We start from the raw sequence: 16,615 nt of genomic DNA, 5'->3' as shown, positions 1-16,615 counted from the left end.
GGGCAACTAGATCGAAGGGCGAGACGGGCAGGGTTGTCCACATAGTGGATATCCGGTTCCACGAGAAGGCGGCCGGAGTGGCGTCGACCAAGGTGCCGGCCATCATGACGTCCGATCGGACGGTTGGCGCGGCGCACCTCTTGTCGTTCACTGGAGTCAGCGGGTGCTGCAGTTCAGTCCTGGCAACCGCTCCACAGCTTCGTTGCCGGTATGCGGTCTTGGAGAGAACCATCCGAGTTCTCGGGCCGCACCCGTCAAGGAAGGTGACCCGCCCATGAGCGAGTCCAACACCACTACTCCGCCCGCCTCGGCTCCGTCCGCCAACGGACTCGGATACGGCCCGATCAAACCCCTCGCGGTCAGACTCAACGAGTCCACCCGCACACAGCTGGACATCATCGCCCAGCTCAACGACCGGACCGTCACCGACGAAGTCCGCCTCGCCATCGAAGCCTGGATCGACAAGGCCCGAACCGACCCGCACATCCAACGCCGCGCGAAAGACGTGCGAGACGAGATCGAACGCGAGGCAGCAGGCAAACGCGACGCCATCGCCGCCATCTTCGATGCCTCTCCGGCACCGAAGACGCCGCGGACGCCGCCGAAGCCCCAGGGCACCTGACGGCTCCACCTCACCCGGGCGGTCGGCTCGAGCTTTCGTCCATCCGGACGCTTGCTCGCCGGCCGCCCCGCCACTCCCCTGCGCCGATTGCCCGACCTCGTTTGTGCTCTGCGATTCCACGAGAACCATTTCGGTTCCCGGTCGCACGCACAAAGGAGGAACACAGCCATGGTGCAGGGCATCATCATTCCGGCAGACAACACCGCACCCCCAAGGACCGTCAGGTTGGATTCGCTCGAGGACTACCAGCGAGCCGTCGGCGGCTGGTTCGAAGCGGTCGACATCCCCGACCTCGGCGTCACGATGTACGTCAACGAGGAGGGGCTCATCCGCGACTTACCGTTCAACCGGCGCGCCACGTTCCTATGGCGGTTCCATGTCCCGCAGGCCCAAGACGCCCGCCTCGTCGGCGACGTCGCGGTCGTCGGACTGACCGACGACAAAGGCGAGAACACCGAGCTATCGAGCGAACTTCGGCGGCGGATGACCGAGCCTGGCGTCTACCGAATCCGGACCCGGGAGCGCGGCCGGAAGCGGTGGCACGAGGAGCCGATCGACCGAGATGACTACCTCGAGACGGTCATCTGGGCGGCGCTCCTACAGGAGATGTCGCCAGCTCTGGAGGTACGCATCGAGCGCGTCGATGGTGTCGTAGGCGAGAGCAATCAGCCTTGATGAGGGCGGTGGTCACTTACGACCACCGCCGCTTCACTCTGTGCTGCGCGAACGCGATGCAGGTCACAAGATCCCTGGGCGCGCAGACACAACACAGAGAGTCTCGAACAGCAGGCGCCCGGCCACTAAGAATCTCTCAGAAGGTCGACACGCGCAGGGACGGCCGTCCACGTCGTCTCTGTGGACGGGCATTCGCTCTGCCATACTGCGCGGATGGGGATCGAGTTGCTCGTCAGCGTGGTCGGGATCATCATCGCGACCGTCGTTTCCGTCTGGACATATCGGAAGATGAATCCGAAGCGACAGTTGCGCTACAGAGTCGAGGCATCGCCCCTTCTCGCGGCGGGAGCAGGTGCTGGCGATCGGCTCACGATCGCTCTGGAAGGTCGACCGGTGACTGCACCGCAAATGGTCACCCTCAGTCTGTGGTCATCGGGAACAGCAGATATCGGTTCGAACGCGTTTGACGCGGGCACGCCCCTCACATTCGATCTCGGCGCACCCATCGTCGAGGAGATGCCCACTGTCGGCATTGCTGGAGCGCATCTCGAAGTCGTTCTTCCCAACCAAGTCGTGCTTCGGCCAGCACTCATCCATCGGAAGTTCCAATCAACGATCCGCGTCATCGTCGATGGAACGCCCGATGTTCATGTCAACCGAGTCCTACCGGACATTGATGTGCTTCGCGATGGCGTCAGCGAGACTGCCCGGGCGATCGACACCTCACGCAAACGCCTTAAGATCACACCCCTGCTCGTCTGGACCGGAGTGCTCATCCTTGGTACGGCGGGTCTCATAGTGAGCCTAGTGATCTACGCGTTCGACCCCGGTGTTTCCGCGCCTGCGGGTGGAATCAGCATGCTCATCATGATGAGCGCCCTCGTGGCCATCATCGTGATCGGCATCTACCGATTCTTCAAGTGGGTTGGCAGGAACATCGAGGCTCGATCGGGACTGCGGTAGGAGACTGGAATGGGAAGTGGCAGCCGCGTTTGCCCGGTATCCGAGTCATGCCTGTGGGTGAGAAGACGTGGCGGGGCTACTGGTGGCTGCCGGAGCGCCCGGAAGAGAAGGCCCCCGGGCGCTTAGTCATTCAAGATGATGGCGCATGCCAGCTTGAGCTTATCGGCGGGCTCGACCTTCCAGGAGACATGAGATCCCTAGATGCATCCGATCGTGTGCCCGTGATCCTGGGTGCAGCGGAGGGTCAGGAAGTAACGCTGCTCGACTGCTTCACAACGAATCGAGACGGCTGGGGTAGGCGACCCGACGGACTGCACGACATCCACGTTCACGAAGCGCTTGTTGGCGCTCACGTCGCCGACGGCGAGGCCGCCTTCTCCGCAGCGCTTCTCTCAATCGAGAATCTTTCGAGTTTCCTTCAGATGGATCAGTTCATCTCTCGGAGTGGCGGTTCGACCATTGAATCCGCAGCCTCTCGGCGATCGCCTGACATCACATGCCAGGTCGACGACTGGCTGATAACGGCACGCGCTCTCGTCCAGCCGTTCCACGTAAGCCTCGAGCATTCGCGTGTCGCGGTATCGGGCGAAGTTGAAGCATATCTCGTGTTGAGGCCACCCTCCGCAACGTGGATTGATGACTTTAACAGCATGGTGCTGGAGCTAACCGACCTCGTCACCTTAGCCACAGGTCAGGCCTCCGGTCGGATCAGTATGACGCTAATCCATAAGGACCCATTCACCCGAACGGATGTCGACGGCACGGCGCTGGAATGGGAACGACGAGTCGACGTGTTCTCCAAGCGAACCCACACTGCCGACCCCGAAGCAGCGTCGCCTCGCAGCAGGCAATTCCTGTTTACTCGCGGGGACATGCCTTTTGATGTGCTCGTGCCCCGATGGGTCCACATACGCCGCCGCGCGCCCGACGCGTGCAACGTTTTCTTCGGCTTGCGATACGCGCGCCCGACGTACACGGAAGTTCGGTTGCTCTTACTCTCGATCACTGCCGAGACGCTCCATGGGTCTCTTTACGGAGACGAAACCGAACTTCACGACGACGTGTTCCAGTCCCTTCGAACGCGCATACTGGACGCCATAGAAGATGCAAGCGAGAGAGTCTGGGTGAAGTCCAGACTTCGTAACACGCCGAGCTTTCGGGAGCGAATGGTTTCCCTGGCGACCAAGCCGGATGAGAGCGCACTGGCACTCGTGATCGATGATGTACCCAAGTGGGCTCGAACGCTCCGGACCGCACGGAACAATCTCGCTCACACAGGAAACGAGTCCGCGAGCGATGCGATGTTTAGCCTCGAGTGGGTGACTAATTCTCTCATCACACTGGTGCTCCTCGCGGAGCTTGGACTCTCCAGCGATGTGCAGACACGGGCAGCAAAGGACATCCTCGGACTCCCTCCTGGCCTTCACTGATTGACTATTTGATGTATTACACCGCTTGGACCTGGCGATGAATCCAGACGACCGCGAAAGCGCATTCGGAAACATTCGCCACTCGCAGCACTGGGAGGCCGACAGCTTCGGAACACCCGTGGGATCGTTCGGGACAAAGCCGCCCGAGGCATTTTTCTCCCTGGTGGGCAGAATCGTTGCATTGAGTGGGCAGATCGAGTACCTCAAAGATCGATTGGCTCATCTACCGGCGGAAGAGACGGAGTCGAACAAGAAGGTCAAGCGGTTCTATGAGAGGGCTCGCGCCGACCGGGAAGAACGTAACGGAGTTGTTCACTCACGGTGGTTCTTCGGCGCGGATACGAGTGATCCCGATCTAATCACCGGCATCCGGTACAGGATCCCGAGATCAAACGCGGGGCACATCGCGACGGTGTCTCTCGTGGACGTGCCCGATAGCGAGCGCGAACAGGTCGTGGTCCAACACACGCTCAAGTCTCTCGAGGCCCTGCATCGCCGACTAGTTGGAACGGCTCACATCGGAGAAGTGGCGTATGCGAGCCTCATGCTCCGCTGGGGAGCAACGCGGCTCACAGATGCTGATCCGCCCCACCCCTGAGTTTGACTCGTCACTGCCGCGCACCCACCTTCCGCGCAGGCCTCCCCCGGGGCCGCAGCTCCTGCCCTGCGGCGAGGAGTGTGGTTCGCATCGTCTCCACGCCGACCCCGTATCGCTTCGCTACAACAGCCAACGGCTCGCCCTCTGAATACATGTTGGCGGCCTGCTGGATCTGAGGCTCCGACAGTGCACGGATCGGACGGCGGAGGTCAAGCCGTTTCGTGAAGGCCATGACGGTCGTCCGGTGGACACCAAACTCCCGCGCAAGCACATCGACTGTCGCTCCCTCGCGGTAGCGCGCTTGGAAGGTCGATAGCTCAGCATCGCTCAGCCGCTTCGCCTTCTTCACGATCGCACGGGCTGGCTTGGTCGACCTGTGGGCCGGTAGATCAGCCAGAGTACGAAGGCGATCCGTGTCCCAGGACTTTTGCGAGTACCTCTCAACAAGCCCCACCACGTCAGCGTTACTCGAAATATCGTCCTTGGCGATATTTACGAGAGTCGCGACTTCCGACGATTTCCCACCGCCCCTGTTCACAGGGGCGGTTTTGGTTTCTCCACTGCTGGTGGCGTTCGCGTACTGCTCGTCGGCGGCGATGAGCACGTCGAACGACTCATTGAACTCCACGCCCGTCACCTCGTCTGCTTCGACGTAGATGCGCGAGAACACCGCCTGATTCAGCATTCGTCGCTGTTCGTCCGTGGCACCTGCGTAGAGGTCGCCGGGGCGCTCCAGTATCGAGAGTGCGGCATCGATGTACTCCAGGACCGCAGTCAGCTTCTTCTCCGTGTTCTCAAGCCGAGCCGTCATAGCTGCTCGGCTCTTCGCGATGCCATTCATCCGCCGCTGCACGACGTCGCGAGGAAGCGTTCCATCCGCGGCCAGATCGAGCAGGTTCTCTTGCTGCTGGTCGAGCTTCCGAAGGTTCGCAGTCAGCTGTGTGTGCAGCGAACGTGCGGCGGCTTGGTCATCGACATCGAGATGATGCTGGAACTTGGCGTCCCCCGGAAAACTGACATGTCGCTCATCGCCGCCGGGCTCTCTCGCGCCACCGTTCGAGAGCTGGAGACCTATATTCCTGACTCAGACATCACGCCTAGTCAAGCGGTCGAGTGGATTCGCACCATTGACCCGGAGGATCTTAATATCCCGGCATTCGCTACTCGGGAGGTTGTGCAGGTTCAGGCAAAGCTCGCAGCCCGGCTGTTGTGGGGCGAGGCAGACTCGGGCACCTGACCTGCTCTCCCGATGTGGTCGGCGGCCGTACGCCTTGCCAGCGGCGAAGCTCGGGTGCATTGCACACCGCAGCGCGTCCTCACTTGCCCGACCGATGCCGTAAAGGAGTGCGCCGGACGTCGTGGCGGTGTCTGAGGAAGCATTCCATTTGGCCCAACGGTCGACCCAGCTCCCGCGGTCCTGAAGTCGTAGCCCAGCCCCACCATCTCGCGCTTACTGGAACAAATCGCCTTGAGATAAAGGTTGCTGGGAGTGGATTGCAGAGCGTGAGCGGTATCGATGACGCTCTTTGCTTCTGGAAGACAAGGCACAGCCCGTTCAGGCGGGTGGACCCGAGTGGTTCCCACGCTCCTCCCCATTGACATATCGAACATAGTTTCGCATACTTCGGGGCAGATGAATGCTTCCTCTTTCGCCCGCCTCACTCCCCCGCAGCAGCACGCCATGCTCCTGGCGATGCAAATTCGAAACGCGATGGAGGACTTGCACGTGAGGCACCTCTCGGACGCTCAGATGGCGGAACTCAACCGGATCATCCGCCAGGCGCTCTACGACGGCATCGCCATGATGGAGAACGACGACGACCCGAACTTCATGAGGAACCGCAGCTACCTCATCTCCATGATCCCGGACCACTGGGAGATCCCAGGGCAAGATGAGGACATGCAGGATCGGAAGACCGCGGCATGACCGACCAACAGCCATCCGGCGAGGTGATCCTCTACACGCGAGAAGACGGCGCCCCGGCCCTTGACGTCCGGCTCGATGCCGAGACGGTGTGGCTGAGCCAACAGCAGATCGCGGAGCTGTTCCAGACCTCGCGGACGAACGTCGTGGAGCATATCCAGCACGTCTACGATGAACGCGAACTCGACGAGGGGGCAACCTGTCGGAATTTCCGACAGGTTCGTACGGAAGGCACGCGCCAGGTCGCGCGTGAGATCCCCTTTTACAACCTCGACCTCATCCTGTCCGTCGGCTACCGGGTCAAGAGCGCCACGGCCACGCAGTTCCGCATCTGGGCAACACGTCAACTCCGCGACTACCTGGTGCGTGGCTACGCCGTCAACGAGCAGCGCCTCGAGCATCTCGGGACGATCGTGCAGATCCTCGGGCGCTCAAGCGACGAACTCGTGTCCGGTGTCGCCGATGTGCTCCAGAGTTACCTCCCCGGGTTCACTCTCCTCCGTGACTACGACGAAGGACACATCGACACCCGCCCCTCAGCTGTTCCTGACTGGGAGCTGACCGTCGATGAGGCACGCAGCGTCATCGAACAGCTTCGCGAGGAGTTTCCCGACGACGCGTTGTTCGGTCGCGAACGAGGTGACGGCCTCGCGGGAATCATCGCGGCGCTATATCAGACCTTCGGCGGTCAGGATCTGTACCCCACGGTCGAGGAGAAAGCGGCCAACCTGCTCTACCTGGTCGTGAAAGACCATCCTCTCTCCGACGGCAACAAACGCACCGCTGCCGCTCTTTTCGTCACCTTCCTCGCCAGAAACGGCACCCTCAGCAACGTTGATGGCACTCCGCGCGTGTCCAACAACGCTCTGGCAGCCACCACACTGCTCGTGGCGATGAGCGACCCGAAGGAGAAGGACGTCATGGTCGCCTTACTCACGAGGATGATTGCCAGCTGAGCACAAATTGTCAGTGAATTTCAAACGACTCCTCGTGCACCGCTACGGTTCGCACCACACGAACCAAGTCGCCGAGGCGTAATCGGCAAGATTGGAACGAGATGTGTCCGTTATATAAGCGCAGACGAGAGCTTCGTGAGCTTCAAGAGCGCGAGCGTCAAGGTGAAACGTTTTGGACTGAATCCTTCTCACCCGAGACCCGTAACCGGCTTCAGCTGGTCATGCTCAGTAGCACCGGCGGCCGAGACTACCGCACATTAGAAGCTGCAGTTCAGTGCCTTCTCGCGGATCTCGGCCAACTACACCTATCCTCGAGCAGATCAGATGCTCGCGACGACTTCTTCTCGTACCTCAGCGAATGCGAGGATGAAATGGTCCCATCCGTCATGGAAGCCTTCGTGCAGGGCTACACTCGCGCCTTCGAACAAAACGCACGGATTCAGGCCTTCCATAGTGGTACTTCTTACACAGAGACGCTCATTCCCATGAGCGAGGAGCTGTTGCGTGAGCTCAACAGAGTGCTCGCCGAGGACCGAGTGGCCTTCGAGCTTGTCGATGGAGAGATGGTTCCGTTCGCCTCGCGCGAACTTCACGTTGAGGTCACTCAGCCGGCGCTCCGTCTCCTCGCGACCGCGGGCTGGGAACGCGTCGAAACGAGCTACCAGAACGCACTTTCAGAACTCGCTCGGGGCGAGGGCGCAAACGCCATCACAGACGCTGGGACCGCCCTTCAAGAAGCTTTGATACTGCGCGGAGCCGAGGGAAATCAGATAGGCGATCTGACCACCTCAGCGAAACACAGAGGCATCATCGCTGCCCACGACGCCCCGCTCCTGCAGACAATCGACAAGGCATGCAGATGGGTCTCAGCGGACCGAAGCAACACCGGCGATGCCCATAACTCCAGCAGTGCCAGCCGAGACGACGCCTGGTTCACAGTCCACATCGTTGGAGCAATCATCCTTCGGCTCAGCAGCCAAGCCCTCCGGGCAGAAGATGCCCGCTGACGATCTAAGTGCGTTCGGGCGAATTCGCCGCACTAGCTCGCTGAACACTGATGGTTTTGGAACACCCGTCGATTCGTTCGGCACGAGGCCGCCCGAAGAGTTTTTCTCTCTGCTCGGCCGCATCGTCGCGGTGAGTGGTCAGATTGAGTACCTCAAAGATCGACTGGCTCACCTACCTTCGGAAGAAACGGATTCGAGCAAGAAGGTCAAAAGATTCTATGAGAGAGCTCGTGCAGACCAGGAAGAACGTAACGGAGTCGTCCACTCCAGGTGGTTCTTCGGCGCGGATACAAGTGACCCTGATCTGATCACTGGTATCCGGTACAAAGTCCGGAAATCGAACGCGGGGCAGTTGGCGACGGTGTCCATCGTGGACGTGCCCGATAGCGAGCGCAAGCAGGTTGTGGTCCAACACACGCTCGAGTCTCTTGAGGCTCTGCACCGTCGACTGGTCGGAACGGTTCGCATTGGAGAGGTGGCTTATACAAGCCTCATGCTCAGCTGGGGAGCAACTCAGCTCGCGGAAGCTGATCCGCCCTCACCCTAAACTGAGTTCGTTATTGTCACGCACCCACCTTCCGCGCAGGCCTCCCCCGCGGCCGTAGCTCTTGGCCGGCGGCGAAACTCGCCACCGTCTACCGCTCAGCAGCCGTCCTCGCCTGGACCCACCATTTAAGAGACATGCCCTAGCTGTGGCCATGATCCCGTAGACAAAACTGGAGAAAGGGCCGTCCGTATCGCGCGGCTTACTCGTTCGAACGCCTGACAAATAACGTCACCGACGATACAGACAACGGCGGGAGAGATGAAGGCAGCCGATGCCACTTTAAGCACTCGAAAGACGCGGTCGCTCCGCTCGCCACGAGCAAAGGCCGCTCCGAGCGCCATAGTCGCGATGAGACAGAAGTAGACACTCGCCACTGGGTATTGACGACCATTGATCGCGCACTCTCACCCTGGCTCGGCGGTGGAGTCGTCTCTATGGTGCGGTCAGTGCTTCTAGCACCATCAACACCCGGGCGAAGTCTTCCAGTGGGACGTGTGCGGATAGCGAACGTCGGACGGCGCGGGCATGGACGGGCCGCGCCTTGTCGATCTGTTCTCGGCCGGTCGGTGTGATGGTCACGAGCACTCCGCCATCGGCGTCGGCGCGAGTTACGAGGCCGCGTTGTTCCATCCGGGTGAGCTGGTGGGAGAGGCGACTGCGATGCCACCCCATGGACGCGGCGAGTTTGTTCTGCCGTAGTTCGCCGTCTCCGAGGTCGACGAGCCGGCTGAGCACCCCGTAGTCGGGGTCGGAGAGTCCGGTGACGGTCGTGATCTCTTCCGCGACGCGCGTTCGCACTGTGTCGGTCGCTGCCTTCCAGGCATGCCAGAGGCGTAGCTCGTTCTCACTCAGTAGGTCATCCATTTGCTCCCAACCTACCTGACTTATGTTGACGTGACAACATTGCCGGGTGCATGCTCGTCGAATGACATCAACAGTTCTTACCGACAAGATCGTGCTCGTGACGGGCGGCAATCGCGGCCTCGGGAGGGCGATCGTCGAAGCGGCCATCGATGCCGGCGCTGGAGTCGTGCTGACTTACCGATCCCATGCGGAAGAGGCCGAAGAGGTCGTAGCGAGCGCCGCTGCGCGAGGCGGGACGGCGGTGGCGCTACAGCTCGACACGACGGATACCGCGGCGTTCTCGGACTTCGTGCTGGACCTGCGCAAGGCGCTTCGCGCGAGCTGGGATCGCAGCAGCCTGGACGTGCTCGTGAACAACGCTGGCTTTGCGGGCCCGACCGTGCTGGGGTCCACTGAAGAGTCGGTCATCGATCAGCTGTTCGCAGTGCACTTCAAGGGGGTGTACCTGCTCACGCAAGGCATCGTCGCCCCGGTTGCCGGGCCGTCGCTCTTGGCGGATGGGGGGCGGATCGTGAACCTGTCGACCGGGCTGGCGCGGTTCGTCACCGCACCCAATGCCGTCTATGCCTCGATGAAGGGGGCCGTGGAGGTGCTCACAAGGTACTGGGCGCAGGAGCTGGGGTCGCGGGGCATCACCGTGAACACGATCGCGCCGGGCCCCGTGCCGACCGATTTCGCCGGTGGATACATCCGTGCCAGTGACGACGTGCAGACCACGATGGCCAGCATGACCGCCCTTGGCCGCGTCGCCTCGCCCGACGACGTCGCGTCCGCGGTCATGGCCGTGGCCGGCCCCGCTGGAGAGTGGGTCACTGGCCAACGGATCGAGGCAAGCGGCGGCTTCCGTTTGTAGATCGATCTGCCTCGGGTCGCTGTTGACGCGACAACATAAGCGAACAATAATGTTGTCATGACAACAGATGAGAATCAGGCAAGCAAGGTCGCGCTCGTCACCGGCGGCAACAAGGGCATCGGCATCGCGATCGTCCGCGGGCTCGCAGCTGAGGGCTTTACCGTCCTGCTCGGTGCGCGCAGCATTGAGGTCGGGCAGGCGGCCGCAGACACCCTCACCGGGGACGTCCGCCCGGTCGTGCTCGACGTCACCGATCAGGGGCAGGTCGACGCCCTGGTCGCAAAGATCGCCGCCGAGTTCGGGCACTTGGATGTGCTGGTCAACAACGCGGGCGTGAACACGCTGACCTTCCACCCGATGGACCACTTGCCCAAGCCCACCGAGGAGACCGTCGACGACATCAAGAACGTCTACGAGGTCAACGTCTTCGGCGTCGTTCGCATGATCAACGCATTCCTGCCGCTACTGACGAAGGCAGATGCGCCCCGGATCGTGAACGTCACCAGCAAGCGCGGTTCGATCGGCGAGGAGGGTGCTTGGACCGGTCAGCCATCGATGGTCTACTCCAGCTCGAAGACGGCCCTGAACGCCCTCACCGTGCACTACGCTCGCGAGTTCGCCGACTCGGCGTTGAAGATCAACGGCGCAGCCCCCGGGCACGTCGCTACCGAGTTCAACAACTTCCGCGGAACCCGCACCCCCGACGAGGGTGCTGCCGTCGCGGTCCGCCTCGCCACCCTCCCCGCCGACGGCCCGACCGGTGCGGTGTTCGAAGATGACGTGCAGCTCGCATGGTGACGACGAACCCACGCATCGTCCTGGTCACCGGCGCGACCCGGGGCATCGGCCACGCGGCCGTCGAAGCTCTCGCCGCCGAGGGGCACACCGTGCTCCTCGGCGCCCGGGACCTCGATCGCGGCGGCACCGCAGCCGCGAACATCCCCGGTGACGTCCATGCGGTACGAATCGACGTCACCGACCACGACTCCATCCAAGCCGCCGCCCACACGATCAAAGATCACTTCGGCCGCCTCGACGGGCTGGTGAACAACGCCGGCATCAACGTCGGCTACCTCGACAAGCCCTCGCAATCGCACCTCGAGGACTACCGAGCCGTGTATGGCACCGACGTGTTCGGCGTCGTCGACGTCACCCTGACGTTCCTGCCCCTGTTGCAGACGTCTCCCTACCCGCGAATTGTGAACGTTTCGAGCTTCCGCGGCTCTCTCGGCTCGAAAGCCGAGTGGATCGGCGCCTGGTCGACCGCTTACGGCAGCGCCAAGACCGCCCTCAATGCGATCACCGTCCATTTTGCCCGGGAGCTTGGCCCGCAGGGCTTCGCGGTTACGGCTGTGTCGCCAGGTCACGTCGCGACAGACCTGACGGCAGGCAATGCGGCCCTCACACCCCAGGAGGGTGCCGCGACGATCGTCACTCTCGCTGCCGCCCCTACCGCAGCCGCGAACGGTCAATTCCTCGATGAGAACGCCGCCACGGTGCCCTGGTAATCGTCGGAGCCCAACACGGCCACGTCGACCCCTACGTCCACCCCGAATCCCAACACAGCGGGAACACAGAACTGCTCATCATCGACGAAGCCGACCGGCTCAAGACCGCCGGCCTCGAACAGGTCCGTGACTTCTACGACCGTCACCACATGGGCGTCATCCTCATCGGCATGCCGGGCATCGAAAAACGCCTCGCCCGCTACCCCCAGCTCTACAGCCGCATCGGCTTCGCCCACGAATACCGCCCACTCCGCAGCGACGAACTCACCGCCGTCGTCACGCAACGCCTCCCCGCACCAGACCCAGCCGACGCCGGACTCGCACACGCCGCTGCCCTAGCCGCTATCGTGCGCGCCACGAACGGGAACTTCCGTCTCGCCGATCGCCTCGTAACCCAAGTCAGACCGATTCTCGACATCAACGGGCATACACACCTCACCCCCGAGGCTGTCGACGCCGCCCAAGAAGCCCTCCTCATCGGACGCTGAACGACGCGACAAGCACGACATCTATCGCCGCGATTCACAACCGTCCGCGGCATTCGAATCATCCATCACCGGAACAACCCCGTCAGCCACCGCGGAAGCAGCGGCTTCGGATGCAGGTAGTCCTCGAGGGCCGCGTCATAGATCTCTTGCGGCATCACGACGGACGGGTCGAGCGTCAGGGGTGGCAAGAGCTCGCGGATCGCGCTCGGGAGCCCGCGCATCGAGACGCGGCGTGGCGTGCGCTGGAGACGGGCTCCTTCCGCGGTGGGACGGAGGCGCCATTCCTCGTCGATGACCACGAGACCCGCGCGCTGGAGCGCACCGGCCGCGGACTCGATCATCTCCCGCGACGGGACGTCGACGTTGATCATGTCCCAGGTCCCGATGACCGAGCGGACCGACCTCGACGACCGCTCACTGCCACCGATCGCGGCCAGCAGGATCGCCGCGTCATCCTGGAACGAGGGAAAGGCCATGCCCGGAGTCTACGAAGGCCGCGGCCGATCGACGTCGGCGTGCCACGAGAAGCTCTGCCGCTCAGCGCTCCAGAACCACCGCAAGGCCCTGACCCACGCCGATGCAGATCGCGGTGACGGCCACTCCCCCGCCGCGACGCTTCAGCTCGTGTGCCGCGCGGGCGATGATGCGACCGCCGGAGGCACCGAGCGGGTGACCGATGGCGATGGCGCCGCCGTTCTCGTTGAGGTTCGCCGGGTCGAGCTCGGTCCACAGCTGCGCGCACGCGAGGGTCTGCGAGGCGAAGGCCTCGTTCAGCTCGACGAAGGTCACGTCACTCCACGAGCGGCCGGCGCGCGTGAGGGCGCGGTTCGCGGCCTCGACGGGGGCGACACCGAAGACATCGGGGTCGTTGCCGAACGCGGCGCGACCGGCGATGCGCGCGAGGGGCTCGGCATCCAGAGCTCCCTCGGAGCCGAGGAGCACCGCCGAGGCGCCGTCGTTGATCGGCGACGAGTTGCCGGCCGTGACCGTGCCGTCCTTTTGGAACGCCGGGCGCAGCCCCGCGAGCACCTCGGCGGTGGAGTCGTCGCGGATGCCCTCGTCGCGCGCGAGCGCGTGACCCTCGACCTGCACGATCTCGTCGTCGAAGGTCCCCGCGACCCACGCGGCGGCGGCCAGGCGGTGGCTGCGGGCGGCGAAGGCATCCTGTTCCTCCCGGGAGATGCCGTAAATCTGCGCGAGCTTCTCGGCGCTCTCGCCGTTCGATATGGTCCAGTCCTTGCGCAGGCGCGGGTTGGTCATGCGCCACCCGATCGAGGTGTTCCACATCGTCTGGTTCGCCGCGGGGAAGGGGCGCGGGCTCTTCTCGACGACGAACGGCGCGCGGGTCATCGACTCGACGCCACCGGCGAGGATCACGTCGGCGTCTCCGGCCTCGATCGCGCGCGAGCCCTGGATCACGGCATCCAGAGACGATCCGCACAGGCGGTTGATCGTCGTTCCGGGAACCGACGACGGGAAGCCCGCGAGCAAGGCGCCGAAGCGCGCGACATTGCGGTTGTCTTCGCCGGCCTGGTTGGCGTCGCCGAAGATCACGTCCTCGATGCGGGCCGGGTCGATACCCGTGCGCTCGACGACGGATGCCATCACGGTCGCGGCGAGGTCGTCGGGGCGGACGTCGGCGAACGCTTTGCCGTGCCGCGCGAAAGGCGTGCGGACGGCGTCGTACACGAAGGATGCGGTCATGGCTCAGGCTTCCTGTTCGATGAGGTCGAGACCCAGCAGGGCCGAGATCTCGGCGTGCGTGTTGTCGCCGAACAGCTCGCGCACGCGGAAGCCGTCGGGGGTGACGTCGAAGACGCCGTGGTCGGTGTAGACGCGCGAGACGCAGCCGACACCGGTGAGCGGATACGTGCACGCCTCGACCAGCTTGGGCTCGCCGCCCTTGGTGAGCAGGTCGGTCATCACGTAGACGTCCTTCGCTCCGATGGCCAGGTCCATCGCCCCGCCGACCGCGGGGATCGCGCCGGGCTCACCCGTCGACCAGTTGGCGAGGTCTCCCCCGGCCGAGACCTGGAACGCGCCCAGCACGCACACGTCGAGGTGACCGCCGCGCATCATCGCGAACGAGTCCGCGTGGTGGAAGAACGCCGCCCCCGCGAGGGCGGTGACGGGCTGCTTACCCGCGTTGATCAGGTCGGGATCGATGCGCCCGCGCTCGGGAGCGGGCCCCATGCCGAGCATGCCGTTCTCGGTGTGCAGCACGATCTCGAGACCCTCGGGCAGGTAGTCGGCGACGAGGGTCGGGGCACCGATGCCGAGGTTCACGACGGCACCTTCGGGAATATCGGATGCCACGCGAGCGGCGAGCTGCGCGCGGGAGATGCGGGTGGTCACTGTGCTGCTCTCTTCCCCGCGCGCTGCGCGCGAGCTCGACGACGTGCCGGTGCGGAGGGGATGACGAATGTCATCAGGCACCTTCTTCGGAGAGGACGCGGCCCTCGATGTCGACGCCGCCGACGAACTCTCCGTCGCGCAGCCACGCGCGCTCCCCGACCGCGACGACGCGGTCGACGTAGAGTCCCGGAGTCACGACGGCCTCGGGATCGAGGGAGCCGAGCGGAACGATCTCATCGACCTGCACCACGGTGGTCGCGGCGGCCGCAGCCATGATCGGTCCGAAGTTGCGCGCGGTCTCGCGGTAGACGAGGTTGCCCCAGCGGTCGGCGGCGCGGGCGCTGATGAGGGCGACATCGGCGTGGATCGGGTACTCGAGCACGTACTCGCGCCCGTCGATGCGCCGGGTCTCTTTGCCCTCGGCGAGCTGCGTGCCGAAGCCGGTCGGGGTGAAGAACCCGCCGATACCGGCGCCGGCCGCGCGGATGCGCTCGGCGAGGTTGCCCTGCGGAACGAGCTCGAGCTCGACCTCGCCCGCGCGATAGAGGCGGTCGAACACCCACGAGTCGCTCTGCCGGGGGAACGAGCAGATCATCTTGCGCACCTGGCCGGCGGCCAACAGGGCGGCGAGGCCCGTGTCGCCGTTGCCGGCGTTGTTGTTGACGACGGTGAGGTTGCGGGCACCCTGCGCGATGAGCGCGTCGATGAGTTCGACCGGCTGCCCGGCTCGCCCGAAGCCGCCGATCATCACGGTGGCTCCGTCGGGAATGCCGGCGACGGCCGCCGCGACGTCGGGGACGGTTTTGTCGATCACTCGGGCTCCCATGTGTTCGCTCTGCGCACGTACGTACGTCTTGCGAACATTCTACGACGCGCGCGCGACGGCGACAAGGGTCGGCATCAACCCGGCGCGCCCGGCGGGCCGGTGGCATCCGCATCCCGGAAAGCGGGCTCGAGTGTCCACGGCACCCGGACCGCCGCGAAAAACGTCCGGGGGTTCTGGACACTCGCCACGCGGTCGGGGCGTGAGCCCGTCAGATCAGACGAAGATCCGCGTCGATATCGGCGGCGGCCGCGAGGAGGGCCGGGAGGCACTGCTCGCGCCAGGCGTCGCCGTCACCCCGGGCGGTGGCCGAAATGTTGAGCGCCGCGACGACAGCTCCCTCGCGGTCGCGGATGGGCGCGGCGAGCGAGCGCAGCCCCTCCTCGAGCTCGCCGTCGACGAGCGCCCACCCCTGCGCGCGCACGGAGGCGAGCTCTTCGAGGATCGCATCGACGTCGGTGCGGGTGCGGGACGTGAGCGGTTCGGGATGGGATGCCGCGATGATCTCGCGAGCGCGACCCTCGGGCTGCGCGGCCAACAGGACGCGCCCCATGCTGGTCGCGTAGGCGGGGAATCGCGTGCCGATCGTGATCCCGACGCTCATGATGCGCCGCGTGGGGACGCGCGCGACGTAGACGATGTCGGCGCCGTCGAGGACGGCGGACGACACACTCTCGTCGACCTCGCGCGACAAGCGCTCGAGGTGGGGCTGGGCGAGAGCCGGGAGAGACAGCGCCGACAGATAGCTGAAGCCGAGCTCCAGCACCCGCGGCGTGAGCGAGAAGACCCGGCCGTCGGCGCGCACGTAACCGAGCGTCTCGAGGGTGCGCAAGAAGCGCCGCGCGGCGGCGCGGGTGAGATCCGCTCGACGCGCCACATCGCTGAGCGTCAGCGCCGGGTGCTCGGCATCGAAGGTGCGGATGACCTCGAGCCCGCGCGCGAGAGACTGGACGAAGTCGCCCGACCCCGCCTGCCCTTCTCCCGCGTCGCTCACCCGGCTCA

21 protein-coding genes and 1 pseudogene are annotated in these 16,615 nt (G+C 64.1%); 15 read left to right on the top strand and 7 right to left on the bottom strand.

The window, feature by feature from the left end; genetic code table 11:
• The first annotated feature begins 274 nt into the window (after window positions 1-274).
• The 5 genes from QE388_RS12085 to QE388_RS12065 all read left to right on the top strand — a co-directional run bounded on the left by QE388_RS12085 (window position 275) and on the right by QE388_RS12065 (window position 4,288).
• Window positions 275-622 carry a hypothetical protein gene (locus tag QE388_RS12085; RefSeq protein ID WP_307385574.1) on the top strand — a complete coding sequence of 116 codons (348 nt, stop codon included), beginning with the start codon at window positions 275-277 and terminating at the stop codon, window positions 620-622.
• A gap of 168 nt (window positions 623-790) precedes the next feature.
• Window positions 791-1,297, top strand: coding sequence for a DUF3846 domain-containing protein (locus QE388_RS12080; protein ID WP_307385572.1), 507 nt, complete (start codon window positions 791-793; stop codon window positions 1,295-1,297).
• Between the two features lie 213 nt (window positions 1,298-1,510).
• Window positions 1,511-2,260, top strand: a complete 750-nt coding sequence (locus QE388_RS12075; protein ID WP_307385570.1) for a hypothetical protein — start codon at window positions 1,511-1,513, stop codon at window positions 2,258-2,260.
• Between the two features lie 53 nt (window positions 2,261-2,313).
• The gene (locus QE388_RS12070; protein ID WP_307385567.1) at window positions 2,314-3,690 is read left to right on the top strand and encodes a HEPN domain-containing protein; all 1,377 of its coding nucleotides are present in this window, start codon (window positions 2,314-2,316) and stop codon (window positions 3,688-3,690) included.
• Window positions 3,691-3,727: 37 nt separating this feature from the next.
• Window positions 3,728-4,288, top strand: coding sequence for a hypothetical protein (locus tag QE388_RS12065; RefSeq protein ID WP_307385566.1), 561 nt, complete (start codon window positions 3,728-3,730; stop codon window positions 4,286-4,288).
• 10 nt (window positions 4,289-4,298) lie between these two features.
• Here QE388_RS12065 and QE388_RS12060 read toward each other — a convergent pair whose 3' ends face one another.
• Entirely contained in the window at window positions 4,299-5,099 is an 801-nt protein-coding gene (locus tag QE388_RS12060; RefSeq protein ID WP_307385565.1) for a hypothetical protein, read from the bottom strand.
• A 153-nt stretch (window positions 5,100-5,252) separates the two neighbouring features.
• On the opposite strand from QE388_RS12060, the gene QE388_RS12055 reads away from it, so the two are divergent.
• The 5 genes from QE388_RS12055 to QE388_RS12035 all read left to right on the top strand — a co-directional run bounded on the left by QE388_RS12055 (window position 5,253) and on the right by QE388_RS12035 (window position 8,722).
• Window positions 5,253-5,525 carry a hypothetical protein gene (locus QE388_RS12055; RefSeq protein ID WP_307385563.1) on the top strand — a complete coding sequence of 91 codons (273 nt, stop codon included), beginning with the start codon at window positions 5,253-5,255 and terminating at the stop codon, window positions 5,523-5,525.
• A 396-nt stretch (window positions 5,526-5,921) separates the two neighbouring features.
• Entirely contained in the window at window positions 5,922-6,215 is a 294-nt protein-coding gene (locus QE388_RS12050; protein WP_307385561.1) for a hypothetical protein, read from the top strand.
• Window positions 6,212-7,168 carry a virulence protein RhuM/Fic/DOC family protein gene (rhuM, locus tag QE388_RS12045; protein ID WP_307385559.1) on the top strand — a complete coding sequence of 319 codons (957 nt, stop codon included), beginning with the start codon at window positions 6,212-6,214 and terminating at the stop codon, window positions 7,166-7,168. The genes QE388_RS12050 and rhuM overlap by 4 nt, the downstream gene beginning before the upstream one ends.
• A gap of 485 nt (window positions 7,169-7,653) precedes the next feature.
• A complete protein-coding gene (locus QE388_RS12040; protein ID WP_307385557.1) occupies window positions 7,654-8,175 on the top strand; it encodes a hypothetical protein in 522 nt (173 codons plus the stop codon).
• Window positions 8,165-8,722 (top strand): hypothetical protein, encoded by a 558-nt coding sequence (locus tag QE388_RS12035; protein WP_307385555.1) that lies wholly within the window; start codon window positions 8,165-8,167, stop codon window positions 8,720-8,722. The genes QE388_RS12040 and QE388_RS12035 overlap by 11 nt, the downstream gene beginning before the upstream one ends.
• Before the next feature lie 432 nt (window positions 8,723-9,154).
• Here QE388_RS12035 and QE388_RS12030 read toward each other — a convergent pair whose 3' ends face one another.
• Complete coding sequence (locus tag QE388_RS12030; protein WP_275799431.1) at window positions 9,155-9,586, bottom strand: MarR family winged helix-turn-helix transcriptional regulator; 432 nt, start codon at window positions 9,584-9,586, stop codon at window positions 9,155-9,157.
• Between the two features lie 61 nt (window positions 9,587-9,647).
• Between QE388_RS12030 and QE388_RS12025 the strand changes: the two genes are divergently transcribed.
• The 5 genes and pseudogenes from QE388_RS12025 to QE388_RS12005 all read left to right on the top strand — a co-directional run bounded on the left by QE388_RS12025 (window position 9,648) and on the right by QE388_RS12005 (window position 12,435).
• The gene (locus tag QE388_RS12025) at window positions 9,648-10,439 is read left to right on the top strand and encodes an SDR family NAD(P)-dependent oxidoreductase (RefSeq protein ID WP_275799432.1); all 792 of its coding nucleotides are present in this window, start codon (window positions 9,648-9,650) and stop codon (window positions 10,437-10,439) included.
• A 57-nt stretch (window positions 10,440-10,496) separates the two neighbouring features.
• Entirely contained in the window at window positions 10,497-11,237 is a 741-nt protein-coding gene (locus QE388_RS12020) for an SDR family NAD(P)-dependent oxidoreductase (protein ID WP_307385553.1), read from the top strand.
• Window positions 11,231-11,947, top strand: a complete 717-nt coding sequence (locus tag QE388_RS12015) for an SDR family NAD(P)-dependent oxidoreductase (protein ID WP_307385552.1) — start codon at window positions 11,231-11,233, stop codon at window positions 11,945-11,947. Before QE388_RS12020 ends, QE388_RS12015 begins: the two co-directional genes overlap by 7 nt.
• Window positions 11,941-12,081 (top strand): annotated as a pseudogene (locus QE388_RS12010) (hypothetical protein); the annotation flags it as partial. The gene QE388_RS12015 and the pseudogene QE388_RS12010, both read left to right, overlap by 7 nt.
• Window positions 12,082-12,096: 15 nt before the next feature.
• Entirely contained in the window at window positions 12,097-12,435 is a 339-nt protein-coding gene (locus tag QE388_RS12005; protein ID WP_275799435.1) for an ATP-binding protein, read from the top strand.
• Between the two features lie 65 nt (window positions 12,436-12,500).
• Here QE388_RS12005 and QE388_RS12000 read toward each other — a convergent pair whose 3' ends face one another.
• The 5 genes from QE388_RS12000 to QE388_RS11980 all read right to left on the bottom strand — a co-directional run bounded on the left by QE388_RS12000 (window position 12,501) and on the right by QE388_RS11980 (window position 16,607).
• Window positions 12,501-12,911, bottom strand: coding sequence for a hypothetical protein (locus QE388_RS12000; protein WP_307385549.1), 411 nt, complete (start codon window positions 12,909-12,911; stop codon window positions 12,501-12,503).
• 61 nt (window positions 12,912-12,972) lie between these two features.
• Window positions 12,973-14,139 carry a thiolase family protein gene (locus tag QE388_RS11995; protein WP_307385547.1) on the bottom strand — a complete coding sequence of 389 codons (1,167 nt, stop codon included), beginning with the start codon at window positions 14,137-14,139 and terminating at the stop codon, window positions 12,973-12,975.
• A 3-nt stretch (window positions 14,140-14,142) separates the two neighbouring features.
• Window positions 14,143-14,790, bottom strand: a complete 648-nt coding sequence (locus QE388_RS11990) for a 3-oxoacid CoA-transferase subunit B (RefSeq protein WP_307385545.1) — start codon at window positions 14,788-14,790, stop codon at window positions 14,143-14,145.
• Between the two features lie 73 nt (window positions 14,791-14,863).
• Window positions 14,864-15,604 (bottom strand): 3-oxoacid CoA-transferase subunit A, encoded by a 741-nt coding sequence (locus tag QE388_RS11985; RefSeq protein WP_307385544.1) that lies wholly within the window; start codon window positions 15,602-15,604, stop codon window positions 14,864-14,866.
• A 220-nt stretch (window positions 15,605-15,824) separates the two neighbouring features.
• Window positions 15,825-16,607, bottom strand: coding sequence for an IclR family transcriptional regulator C-terminal domain-containing protein (locus tag QE388_RS11980; protein WP_307385542.1), 783 nt, complete (start codon window positions 16,605-16,607; stop codon window positions 15,825-15,827).
• Window positions 16,608-16,615: the final 8 nt, after the last annotated feature.

This window comes from Microbacterium sp. SORGH_AS_0969 (assembly GCF_030818255.1).
Lineage (GTDB): Bacteria > Actinomycetota > Actinomycetes > Actinomycetales > Microbacteriaceae > Microbacterium.
This window is presented reverse-complemented; position numbering and strand designations above follow the sequence as displayed.